Source organism: Brevundimonas sp., assembly GCF_052436175.1.
Classification (GTDB): Bacteria; Pseudomonadota; Alphaproteobacteria; order Caulobacterales; family Caulobacteraceae; genus Brevundimonas.
The window spans coordinates 1-11,212 of the sequence record NZ_JBQVNM010000078.1; the positions used below are offsets into that span (position 1 = coordinate 1).

Genomic DNA, 11,212 nt, shown 5'->3' on the forward strand with positions numbered 1-11,212 from the left:
TCACCATCCCGACCAGCACCCGGCGTTCCAGCGCCACCCCTTCAAAGCGAGAGCCTGAGCCCCATGGCCTATAAAGCCCCCGTCCGCGACCTGACCTTCATCGTCAACGAGGTGCTGGATATCGACCGCTACACGAACCAGCCCGGCTTCACCGACATCTCGTCCGATCTGGTCACCCAGGTTCTGGAGGAAGGCGGCAAGTTCGCCGAGGAGGTCATCGCCCCGATCAACCATTCGGGCGACAAGGAGGGCTGTCACTGGGCCGAGGGCGGCGTGGTGACCGGGCCCAAGGGCTGGAAGGAAGCCTATCAGGCCATGGTCGAGGCCGGCTGGCCCGCCCTGGCGGCCGATCCGGCCTATGGCGGTCAGGGCATGCCCTATGTCCTGGCTTCGGCCTTCGGCCAGTTCACGGCGGGCGCCTCGGCGGCGTTTTCGATGTATCCGGGCCTGACGGCGGGCGCATACGCCGGCATCCACGCCAGCGCCTCCGACGAACTCAAGGCCAAGTACCTGCCCAAGATGGCCACCGGCGAGTGGGGTGGGACGATGAACCTGACGGAGCCCCAGTGCGGCACCGACCTGGGCATGGTGCGCACCAAGGCCGTTCCGCAGGGCGACGGCACCTACCGGATCACCGGGCAGAAGATCTGGATTTCGGCCGGCGAACACGACTTCACCGACAACATCATCCACACCGTCCTGGCCCGCGTCGAAGGCGCGCCGGCGGGGATCAAGGGCCTGTCGCTTTTCCTCGTGCCGAAGTTCCTCGTCAACGAGGACGGCTCGATCGGCGAACGCAACTCGCTGATGTGCGCCGGCCTCGAGCACAAGATGGGCATCCACGGCAACGCCACCTGCGTCATGCAGTATGACGACGCCGTCGGCTGGCTGATCGGCGAGGAAGGCCGGGGCATGAACAACATGTTCGTGGTCATGAACGAGGCCCGCCTGGGCACCGGCCTGCAGGGCCTGGCCATCGGCACGGCCGCCTATCAGGCCGCCGTCGAGTTCGCCAAAGACCGCCTCCAGGGCCGCAGCCTGACCGGACCCAAGAACCCCGACGGCCCGGCGGACTCCATCATGGTCCACCCTGACGTGCGCCGCATGCTACTGGAGGCCAAGGCCTTCGTCGAAGGCGGCCAGGCCTTCATCCTCTGGACCGCGCTTCACGCCGATCTGGAGAAGTCCGACGACGAGGCCACCGCGACCAAGGCCAAGGACTACATGGCCCTGCTGACCCCGATCGTGAAGGCCTATCTGACCGACAAGGGCTTCCATGCCGCCTCGCTGGGCATGCAGGTCCACGGCGGCTCGGGCTATACCGAGCACTTCCAGGCCAGCCAGTATCTGCGCGATGCGCGGATCACCATGATCTACGAAGGCACCAACGGCATTCAGGCCCTGGACCTCGTCGGCCGCAAGCTGCCGTCGAACGGCGGCCGGGCGATCATGACCTGGTTCGCGGAGATCGACGCCTTCACCGCAGAGCATGGCGGCGAGGGCCCGATCAAGCCCTTCATCGACGGGCTGACCGACGCCAAGAAGAAGCTGCAGGAAGGCACCATGTGGCTGATGCAGAACGGCATGGCCAACCCGGATAACGCGGGCGCCGCCTCCAGCGAATACCTCAACCTCTTCGGGGTCACGGCCCTGGCCTATATGTGGTCGCTGATGGCCCTGAAGGCGCAAGGCGCGATCGACGGCGGTTCGCAAGATCCCTTCTACGCCAACAAGATCGCCACCGGCCGCTACTTCGTCGAGCGCATCCTGCCCGAGGCGGACATGCTCCTGAAGAAGCTCAAGACCGGCGCCGACGTGCTGATGGCCATGCCGGCCGACGCCTTCTGATCCGACGCCACGCCCTCTCGCCGTCGGCGGGAGGGCGTCGTCGTTGTTGACGACGACCAGTCACTTTCATTAGTGAACTTATTGCGCCCGGATCGCACAGACGATCCCTGCCCCTGAACGCCCGGGGCAGCCAGAAAAGGAAACGCCATGTCCAGCCCGCTGAACGTCCCCCTGCCCGACTTCATGCAGGACGAGGAGATCGTCCTCTTCAACGACTCGGTCGGCCGCTGGATCGACGACCACGCCCCGCCCGAGAAGATGGCCGAGTTCATCGCCGCCTCCTCGGTGCCGCGCTCGCTGTGGACCGATGCGGGCGAGGCCGGCCTGCTGAACCTGTCCATGCCCGAGGAGCACGGCGGCATGGGCGGCGACTATCGGCATGAGGTCGTGCTGATGGAGCAGCTGGGCTGGAAGGGCGCCGACCATTTCGGCATCTCCCTGCACAACGCCATCGTCTCTCCCTACATCCACCACTACGGCACGGAGGAGCAGAAGGCGCGCTGGCTGCCGCGTCTGGCCACCGGCGAACTGGTCGGCGCCATCGCCATGACCGAGCCGGGCGCCGGGTCGGACCTGCAGGGGGTCAAGACCACCGCCATCAACAAGGGCGACCACTACCTTCTGAACGGCTCCAAGACCTTCATCACCAACGGCCAGCTTGCCAACTTCATCATCGTGGTGGCCAAGACCGATCCGTCCGAAGGCGCCAAGGGCATCAGCCTGATCGGCCTGGAGACCGACGGCGCGGAGGGTTTCGAGCGCGGCCGCAACCTCCACAAGATCGGCATGGAGGCCAACGACACCTCCGAGCTCTTCTTCAATGATGTGAAGGTGCCGCTGGAGAACGTCATCGGCGGCGCCGAAGGTCGCGGCTTTTATCACCTGATGGAGCAGCTGCCGCAGGAGCGTCTGAACATCGCCGTCCAGGGCGTAGCGGCCGCCGAGCGCGGCTATCGCGAGACCCTCGACTACGTCCGGGGCCGCAAGGCCTTCGGCAAGGCGATCATCGAGTTCCAGAACACCCAGTTCAAGATGGCCGAAATCAAGACCAAGCTGACGGCGGCCCGCGTCTTCGTGAACCACTGCGTCGGCCTGCACCTCAAGGGCCAGCTCGACGCCGCGACCGCGTCCATGGCCAAATACTGGGTCACCGACATTCAGGGCGAGGTCATCGACGAGATGCTCCAGCTGTTCGGCGGCTACGGCTACATGACCGAATATCCGATCGCCCAGCTCTACAAGGACGCCCGCGTCCAGCGCATCTACGGCGGCACCAATGAGGTGATGAAGCTGCTGATCGCCCGGTCGCTGTAATCTTGTTTTCGCGTACGTAAACGCGTACATTCGCGACATGAACGCCATGTCGATCACCGAACTGCGCAAGAACCTCGCGGCGGCCGTGGACCGGGTCACGGCCGACCATGACTACACCATCATTACCCGTGAAGGCGGCAAGCCGGCGGCGGTTCTGATGTCGCTGGAGGACTTCGCCTCCTGGCAGGAGACCGACTACCTGCTGCGCAGTCCGGCCAATGCTGACCGTCTTCGTAAGGCGATCGCTGAACTCGATGCAGGCAAGGGTCAGGCGCGCGAGCTCATTGAATGAAGCTCATCTTCCAGGACGAGGGGTGGGAAGACTACCTCTACTGGCAGACTCAGGACCGCAAGGTGCTGAAGAAGATCAACACCCTCATCAAGGAATGCCTGCGGACGCCGTTTTCCGGGACGGGCAAGCCTGAACCGTTGAAGGGCGAATTTTCGGGCTGGTGGTCACGCCGGATCGATCAGGAACACAGGCTGATCTATCGCGCCACCGACACCGGTCTCGAGATCGCCCAGTGCCGCTATCACTACACGAAATAGGCTTTCCGGCCTGATGTGAGAACCAAGGGCGTCGCCCTCCACGCCTTTGGCATGGAGGGTTCGCGTTATGTGTTGATCTACTGACGCTCGGCGACCACGCCGCGTTTGGCCAGGATGGCCTGGACGCTGTCCTCGCCGGTCAGGTGGGCGGCGCCGACGGCGATGAAGCCGGTGCCCGACCCCGCCAGGATGGTCTGGATCTGGTCAGCCCAATCGGTGTTCCGCTGGACCAGCAGGACGTCATAGATGTGGGGCGCCTCGGTCTTCATCTCGACGACGGCGACGCGGTTCAGCGCCTCGACATCACCCGTCGCCCAGGCATCGACCATCTGGTCCAGCTGCGTCGCGGCCTCGTCGAACTCGCTGAGCGTCGCGCGCAGGAACTCCAGCTGAATGTCCTCCGGCAGGGTCGCCAGAATCTTGACCTGCTTGTCCAGCGTCTCCAGCCCGTGGATCGTCTTGCCGGCGGCGACAGCGCGGGGCTTGAGCGTCATCTCGACGCCCGAGGCGGGGTCGTAGCCCGCCTTCACCAACGGGGCCATCGACAGGGTCAGGCCCGCAAACCAGGGACGGAAGGCGTCCAGCTGGGCGCCCGAAGCGCCGATGGCCTTCGCGGCGGTGTCCAGATCCGCCAGTTCCTCGGCCGTCAGCAAGCTGGACAGGGGGGTGGCCGGCGACACGCCGTATTGCTGGATCAGGGGAATGATCGCCGCCTGATCGTCGGGGTTGGAAATCTCGAACCAGACGTCCGACGCGCTGTCGAGCGCGGCGTCCACCTTGGCCGAGCCCCAGGCCGTGTCGGGCTTGAGCACATGCACCGTGCCGAACAGATAGAGGGTCGAATCGGCGTCCTTGATGACCCACAGGGCCGGGCCCTGGCCAGAAGCCTGGGGCGTCGCCGCCGGGGCGGCGGGCGCGGCTTCGGTCTGGGCGATCGCCTCCATCGGCGCCGTGACCAGGACGGCGGTCAGGGCGAAACCGAGGGCCGCGCCCACGGCGGTGGAGGTCAGGCGACGCGCCGTGGCGCGGATGCTGGAGAATGCGGACATGGGGAAAGCTTTCATCAGGGAGGATCAGTGAACGAAGGATTGGTCGGCGAAGCGGATCAGGTGATGCCCCGACGGAGCGAAGCGACGATCGAGGCGACCAGATAAACGCCCATCAGGATGCCGGTCATGCCCCAGGCCGTGATACCCTCCACCAGGCCGAGGCGCTCGGCGACGGCATAGACGAACAGGGCGGTTTGAAGGGCCCAGAAGGCCATGGCGCTGGTTTCGGCCATGACACGACGCAGCATCTCGTCGGCGGCGCGCCAGAGCATCAGATTGGCGACGCTCTGGACCGCGAGCAGGCCGACGACGAGCCCGAACACGACATTCGGGGCCAGGATCCGCGTGCCGAATACCGGCAGCACGAACATGACCGCGGCCAGGGCCAGCACGGCGATCTGAAGCAGACCGCACCCCTTTGGAACGTCGCGCGGACGGGTCGCCAGGACCACGGCGCTGATCAGGGCCATGGCGGTCAGGGCGAAGGCCATGACCATGGCGATCTCGTCGTCCCAGCGCCCAAGCGCGTCGTGGCCAAAGCCGCCCAGGGCATAGCCGCTCAGCCCCCCGAGCACAGCCAGGCCGGCGACGCCGAGCAGGGTCCGCCACAGCGGGCGTTTCCGGTCGGTTGAGGGTTGGGGAGACGGCAGGTCGGTCATATCACTCTCCGTCGGAAAAGATGGATTCGATAGGTTGGGCGAAGACGCGGGCGATCTTGAACGCCAGCGGCAAAGAGGGGTCGTAACGGCCGGTCTCCAGCGCATTGACCGTCTGGCGCGACACGCCCAGTTTGTCGGCCAGTTCGGCCTGGCTCCAGTTGCGCTCGGCGCGCAGGACCTTGAGGCGGTTGTTCATCTGACCGCCCCCTATCGCCGCGCCAGCCACCACCACGCCCAGACGATGGCGTAGCCGATGAGCATGAGGAACAGGATGCCGAAGGCGCCGGTGGCCGCATAGGCGGCGGGGTCGGTGCGGCCGTCGAACCAGGACGGGAAGACGAAACGCTCGGCGGGCGGCAGCGAGGCCAGGACGATGGCGATCATCCCGACGCTCATCCCGCCGGTGCCGCCCCAGAACCAGGCCGCCTTGTGCGCCTCACGCGCCGCCTCGTCGATCGAGCGCATCCAGATCACGCTGACGACCATGGCGATGACCATGGCCAGGGTGACGAAGCCCCCCATGCCCCAGACCATCGCCGTATCCTGGGATCCGCCCGTGTGGGCGCTCCAGTAGCCTGCGGCGACGCCGGCGAGGAAGCCGAGCGCCATGATGCCCACGAAACTGCCGACCAGCAGGAAGATCAGTTTTCTCGCGCGTGGCGACATTGAAAGGGCTCCGTCGTGAAAGACAAGCACCCTTTACGAAACTTGACGCATCATGTCAAGCATCATTGTCATGATGACAAACACGCTTGGCGCGCATGGCGCAGCGAGGCTAGTTCGGTGCGATCCGCCCGATGGGCTCCGGCGCGACCAGCTCCGGCCGGCTGAGCGTGCGCGGCGCCTGATCGACCGGCGGCAGTTCGGGCAGATCCTTGCCTTCGTGATCGACCTTCAGATCCTCGAACCGGCGAGCCGAGACCATGACCTGGCTCTCCAGCGAGCCGACGAACTGGTTGTATTTCCCAACCGCCGTATCGAGCGCCCGGCCGACGGCGGCGGCATGGCCGCCCATCACCGACAGACGTTTGTAAAGCTCCTTGCCGAGGCGGGCGACGTCCTCGGCGTTCTTGGTCTGCTCCTCGGCCCGCCAACCATAGGCCACGGCCTTGCACAGGGCGAACAGGGTGGTCGGGGTCACGATGACGACGCGGGATTCCATCGCCTGGCTCATCAGGTCCGGCTCGTGGTCGAGGGCCGCCGCGAGGAAGGCGTCGCCGGGCACGAACATGGCGACGAAGTCGGGGCTGGGCCTGAACTGGTCCTGATAACCCTTGGAGGCCAGCTGGCGGACATGGGTCTTCATGCTGGCGGCGGTGCGCAGCGACATGGCCCGCGCCTGCGCCGCCTCGTCCCCGTCCGTTTCATCGCCGAAGGCCAGGGACACCTTGGCGTCGATCACGAACATGCCGCCCCCGGGCAAGCGGACGATGAAGTCCGGTCGCGACTGGCGGCCCTCGTCATTGGCGGCCGAGGTCTGTTCCTCGAAATCGAACCGGCCCGCCATGCCGGCGGCCTCCAGCACATTGCGGCAGGTCTGCTCGCCCCAGCGGCCGCGCCGGCCGGTATTGCCCTTCAGCGCCTCCGTCAGCCGCCGGGCCTCGTCGCGCGTAGCCGATGAGGCGGTCATCAGCAGGGCTAACTGCTCCTTCAGCCCGCCGGTCTCCTCGTTACGCGCCTTCTCCAGCGCCGAGACATGCTCCTGAAACGCCTTCAGGGTGTCGGCCACAGGCTTGAGCTGGGCCTCCATCCGTTCGCGCGCGACCCGGTCCTGGGCGCGGAAGGTCTCGGTGGCGCGGGTCACCATCTGGTCGGCCACGGCCTGGGCCGACTGAGCCGCCTGGGCGCGGACCAGTTCGCTCATGGTCGAGCGGCTGTCCTCGATCAGTTCGATGCGGTGCTCGGCCACATCCAACGCCGACTTCGCCTTCTGCCAGCCCATGAAGGCCCACAGAAACCCCCCGCCCAAGGCGACGATGAGGACGGCGAGGACGATCTCGATCATGTTCATGCTCCGTTCCTTAGCGGGAGTCGCAGGAAGCAACCAGACCGGTCCGTCCGGACGGCGAAGACACCGTCCGATGCGATCGGATAAGCCAAGGGGCGGCGGGCACGGTCATTCTTGCGTCCTGCCAGACGCCTGCGTCAGGAACGGTCGGAGCGATGATGTCGGCCGGGGCGCGTTCTACGGGCGACGATGGATCACCGACAGCGACCTTTTGGCGGCTCAACCCTCGTCGGTTGGCGGATACCAGTCCGGATCGGTGATTTGGGCCCAGTCGTACCCGTCGCCAACGCGGGCTTTCACGCCCTCCGGATCGGCCAGGATTTCTTTGCGGGCCAGCACCTTGATCTGACGCGCGGTCAGGTCGGGGAGTTCTGCGGGCAGCCGGCTGCGAATGGTCGGCGTCAGGGCGTCCTCAAGACTGTTGCGGAAGGCCAGAATCTCGCCGCGCCAATGGGCCCGATCATTGGGGCTATCGACGAACTGAAGCTTGAGCAGATGTTCGATAATCCGCTCGACGAAGCTGCGGCAGGCGCGCTGTTCCGACTTGCCCACGTCCTCGATCTCCTCTGCGAGATTGTCGTAGTCGAGGGCATTGTCGCCGCCCTTCCGGGCCCGCAACGCAACGGCCTGCTGCTCGGACCAGGCGACGATGTCGCGGTCGTACAGGCTTGTCGGCTTTTGAAGATCGTCGGCCATGGCGGCCTTATATCACGCGGGTCGTCGCGCCCGAAGCGCCTGGACGATGGTGCCGTCGTCGAGCCAGTCGAGGTCGCCGCCGACCGGCACGCCACGCGCCAGAGACGTGACCTCCACCCCCGATCCCGTCAGCCGTTCAGCCAGATAATGGGCCGTGGTCTGGCCGTCGACCGTAGCGGGAAGGGCCAGGACGACCTCGCGCACCGCGCCGCCCTCACTCTCCCCGGACCGAGCCCGACCGACCAGTTCGGCGACGCGCAGGGCCTCGGGCCCGACTCCGTCCAGCGCGGACAGCAGGCCGCCCAGCACATGGTATTTGCCGCGAAAGGCGCCGGACCGCTCCATGGCCCACAGGGCGCCGGCCTCCTCGACCACACAGATCAGGCCATTGTCGCGCGAGGCGTCGGAACAGATCGAGCAGGGGTCGCGGGTGTCGGGCGCACCGCAGACCGAACAGGACACCACCTTCTCCGCCGCCTCGGTCATGGCCGCCGCCAGGGGAACCAGCAGCTGGTCGCGCCGCTTCAGCAGTTGAAGGGCCGCGCGCCGGGCCGAGCGCGGACCCAGCCCCGGCAGCTTGGCCAGCAGGGCGATCAGTCGCTCGATCTCGGGTCCGGCGGAGGCGGCCAAGAGGTCAGAACAGCTTGGGCATGCCGGGGATGTTCATCCCCGCCATCGGGCCGGCGGCGTCGCGCATGAGGCCGTTGTTGATCTCGTCCAGACGGCGCTTGGCGTCGGCGTGGGCGGCGATGATCAGGTCGGCCAGAATCTCGCCCTCGCCGGGCGTCAGCAGGCTGTCGTCGATCTTCACGGCCGTGATCTCGCCGGGGCCTTTCAGGGCCACGGTCACGAGGCCGCCACCGGAGGAGCCTTCCGCCGAGGATTCGGCCATTTTCGCCTGGGCGTCCTGCAGCCGCTGCTGCATCGCCTGGGCCTGTTGCATCAGGGCGTTGAGGTCTTTCATGACCGGATAGATAAGGCGTCCGCGCCGGAAACAAAACCAAGCGTTTCGAACTCTTGCCTTGCGCCCGCGCGGGACAAGCCTATTTTGCAACCATCGTTGTTACCAATCAATCGGACACGCCTCCCATGGCTTATGATTCCTCCACCCGCGACGCCGCCCTGGGCGAGACCGCCCTGGCCCAGCTGTTCACCGAGGCGCGCACCCGCAACGCCTTCTCGGACCGCCCGGTCGCGCCGGAACTGCTGCACAAGCTGTATGACCTGACCAAGTATGGCCCGACCCAGGCGAACTCCACGCCCGCCCGTTTCCTGTTCATCACCTCGCCCGAGGCCAAGGCCCGCCTGTCGCCCTTCATGAGCGAGGGCAATCGCGAGAAGACGCTTCAGGCCCCGGTCAATGTCATCATCGCCTTCGACGGCGATTTCCACGAGCACATGCCCTTCCTGTTCCCGCACAATCCGGGCGCGAAGGACTGGTTCGGCGATGCGGAGGCCCGCAAGGCCCCCGGCGTGCTGAACAGCTCGCTCCAGGCCGGCTATTTCATGATCGCCGCCCGGGCCCTGGGCCTGGACGTCGGCCCGATGATCGGTTTCGACGCCGACGGGGTGAAGGCCGAGTTCCTGGCCGACACGACCTGGCAGCCGTCGTTCGTCATCAATCTGGGCTACGGCACGGACGAGAACCTCTTCCCCCGCTCGCCGCGTCTGGACTTCGACACGGCGGCGAAGATTCTCTAGCGCGCGAGAACGAACATCGGCGCATCCGGGAACGGACGCGCCGATGTTCCGCTTTGGGTGGGAAGCGGACATGGGCTTTCTGTCGCCTAATCGCAGGCCGACTTGGGGGCGTTACCTGGAGCGGTGCCACAGATGTATCCCGACGATTTGGCGGGATCGATTTTATAGCCGTCATCGCCTCGGATCAGGTCTTCCCGGAACGGAAGAGATCCTGTCCGGGCGACCGGCACGCTCAGGGTCTCTGGCCAACGCTCAACGGTCTGTGACATGAGCCGGTCCCGGAAGCGCTGGGCCAGCGTTGGGTCTTCACCTCGACTGAAGGATATCCACGCATAGCCGACGTGAGATTCGTCCGAGACCCGTGCTTCTGTCTGGCGGAAATCACCGCCGCGATAGACGATGGCGTGTATCGATCTGCGAAGGCGCGGCGACATCTTGGCCCAGCGGTCCATGTCCGATGCCGTCTCGACCTTTACGTCCATACCCTCGGCAGCCGCCTCGGCAGTGAGGATTGTGAGGAAATCGGCTCGGTCGGCCGCCGTCCTGAGCGGCACCTCGAAGGCGGCCACTGTCCTCGCGCTTTTGGGCTGGGGGATCGGCTGGAAGGCCCGTATGCAGCCGACAGGCAATGAGATGGCAAGGAGCACCGCAACAATCGCTCCTACCGGAAAGCGCGACGACCCTCTTCGCCATGAGACAGGACCCCATCGGCGCGCGCCAATCCACACAAGCCAGAGAACAATCGTGCCGCCGAGCGTCGCCAAAGCGGCGAATGCGAGCATCGGCGGGATGATGAAGATTATCTCGCTGCCCATTGCCGGACGCCATCCTGTTATGCGCGCCAGCCTAGCGGCGTCGTCTGAGGCTGTGTGAACAACTTGGCATCACTAGCCACGCCCACAGGCAGACTTGATCGATGACGGCTATGGGTCGAAAGCCGTCTTCGGGTCCGTCGAAACCTTTCAGTCCTCGTCGTCCGTCTCGTCCGGGATGGCCGGCATCTCGACGGCGGGGGCGATGACCTTGAAGTCCATCTGGGCGCCGGGGAAGGCTTCCATCACCGCCTGAACGAAGGGATCGGCCTCGACCTCGGCCCGTTCGGCCACCTTTCGCCGACGGTCGGCCTCGATCAGGGTCTCGCCGCCGCCCTGGCCGTTGGCGGCGATCAGCCAGGTCTTGCCGGTCCAGTCCTTGAGCCGCGACGCCAGTTTGCGGGCCAGGTCGATGGGCGCGTCCGGGTGGCTTTCATAGACGATGGCGCCGGGCTTGAAGGAGACGAGGCGGACATAGCGTTCGACCTCCATCTGCAGGCCGATCTCGCGCTTCTCGCCGATCAGGGCCACGACCTGTTCAAAGGTCTGCGGGTCCGGCAGGGCGGGGGCGACCAC

The 11,212-nt window shown here is 66.0% G+C and carries 14 protein-coding genes and 1 pseudogene; 5 read left to right on the forward strand and 10 right to left on the reverse strand.

The features are described 5' to 3' along the window. Positions 1-63 precede the first annotated feature (63 nt). The 4 genes from ACT6QK_RS13540 (at position 64) to ACT6QK_RS13555 (ending at position 3,711) form a co-directional block, all read left to right on the forward strand. Positions 64-1,848 carry an acyl-CoA dehydrogenase C-terminal domain-containing protein gene (locus ACT6QK_RS13540; RefSeq protein ID WP_444598352.1) on the forward strand — a complete coding sequence of 595 codons (1,785 nt, stop codon included), beginning with the start codon at positions 64-66 and terminating at the stop codon, positions 1,846-1,848. A gap of 147 nt (positions 1,849-1,995) precedes the next feature. Then, complete coding sequence (locus ACT6QK_RS13545) at positions 1,996-3,162, forward strand: acyl-CoA dehydrogenase family protein (RefSeq protein ID WP_444598353.1); 1,167 nt, start codon at positions 1,996-1,998, stop codon at positions 3,160-3,162. 46 nt (positions 3,163-3,208) lie between these two features. Continuing rightward, positions 3,209-3,454 (forward strand): type II toxin-antitoxin system Phd/YefM family antitoxin, encoded by a 246-nt coding sequence (locus ACT6QK_RS13550; RefSeq protein WP_444598354.1) that lies wholly within the window; start codon positions 3,209-3,211, stop codon positions 3,452-3,454. Then, positions 3,451-3,711: a Txe/YoeB family addiction module toxin gene (locus ACT6QK_RS13555; RefSeq protein WP_444598355.1), complete on the forward strand. Its 261-nt coding sequence runs from the start codon at positions 3,451-3,453 to the stop codon at positions 3,709-3,711. The genes ACT6QK_RS13550 and ACT6QK_RS13555 overlap by 4 nt, the downstream gene beginning before the upstream one ends. Positions 3,712-3,788: 77 nt before the next feature. On the opposite strand, the gene ACT6QK_RS13560 is transcribed toward ACT6QK_RS13555, so the two are convergent. The 8 genes from ACT6QK_RS13560 to ACT6QK_RS13595 all read right to left on the reverse strand — a co-directional run bounded on the left by ACT6QK_RS13560 (position 3,789) and on the right by ACT6QK_RS13595 (position 9,087). Further along, positions 3,789-4,760 (reverse strand): TraB/GumN family protein, encoded by a 972-nt coding sequence (locus ACT6QK_RS13560; protein ID WP_444598356.1) that lies wholly within the window; start codon positions 4,758-4,760, stop codon positions 3,789-3,791. 56 nt (positions 4,761-4,816) lie between these two features. Beyond that, entirely contained in the window at positions 4,817-5,419 is a 603-nt protein-coding gene (locus ACT6QK_RS13565; protein ID WP_444598357.1) for a hypothetical protein, read from the reverse strand. Position 5,420: 1 nt separating this feature from the next. Next, positions 5,421-5,615 (reverse strand): helix-turn-helix transcriptional regulator, encoded by a 195-nt coding sequence (locus tag ACT6QK_RS13570; RefSeq protein ID WP_444598358.1) that lies wholly within the window; start codon positions 5,613-5,615, stop codon positions 5,421-5,423. An 11-nt stretch (positions 5,616-5,626) separates the two neighbouring features. Beyond that, positions 5,627-6,085 (reverse strand): hypothetical protein, encoded by a 459-nt coding sequence (locus ACT6QK_RS13575; protein WP_444598359.1) that lies wholly within the window; start codon positions 6,083-6,085, stop codon positions 5,627-5,629. Between the two features lie 109 nt (positions 6,086-6,194). Further along, the gene (gene rmuC / locus ACT6QK_RS13580) at positions 6,195-7,430 is read right to left on the reverse strand and encodes a DNA recombination protein RmuC (protein WP_444598360.1); all 1,236 of its coding nucleotides are present in this window, start codon (positions 7,428-7,430) and stop codon (positions 6,195-6,197) included. Between the two features lie 216 nt (positions 7,431-7,646). After that, positions 7,647-8,123, reverse strand: a complete 477-nt coding sequence (locus ACT6QK_RS13585) for a DUF29 domain-containing protein (protein WP_444598361.1) — start codon at positions 8,121-8,123, stop codon at positions 7,647-7,649. Positions 8,124-8,135: 12 nt separating this feature from the next. Further along, a complete protein-coding gene (recR, locus tag ACT6QK_RS13590; RefSeq protein WP_444598362.1) occupies positions 8,136-8,753 on the reverse strand; it encodes a recombination mediator RecR in 618 nt (205 codons plus the stop codon). A gap of 4 nt (positions 8,754-8,757) precedes the next feature. Then, positions 8,758-9,087 (reverse strand): YbaB/EbfC family nucleoid-associated protein, encoded by a 330-nt coding sequence (locus ACT6QK_RS13595; RefSeq protein WP_444598363.1) that lies wholly within the window; start codon positions 9,085-9,087, stop codon positions 8,758-8,760. 125 nt (positions 9,088-9,212) lie between these two features. Between ACT6QK_RS13595 and ACT6QK_RS13600 the strand changes: the two genes are divergently transcribed. Further along, positions 9,213-9,824 carry a malonic semialdehyde reductase gene (locus ACT6QK_RS13600; protein ID WP_444598364.1) on the forward strand — a complete coding sequence of 204 codons (612 nt, stop codon included), beginning with the start codon at positions 9,213-9,215 and terminating at the stop codon, positions 9,822-9,824. Positions 9,825-9,910: 86 nt separating this feature from the next. Here the strand turns inward: ACT6QK_RS13600 and ACT6QK_RS13605 are convergent, their stop codons facing one another. Further along, positions 9,911-10,639, reverse strand: coding sequence for a hypothetical protein (locus ACT6QK_RS13605; RefSeq protein ID WP_444598365.1), 729 nt, complete (start codon positions 10,637-10,639; stop codon positions 9,911-9,913). Positions 10,640-10,786: 147 nt separating this feature from the next. After that, positions 10,787-11,212 (reverse strand): annotated as a pseudogene (locus ACT6QK_RS13610) (DNA polymerase III subunit gamma/tau); the annotation flags it as partial.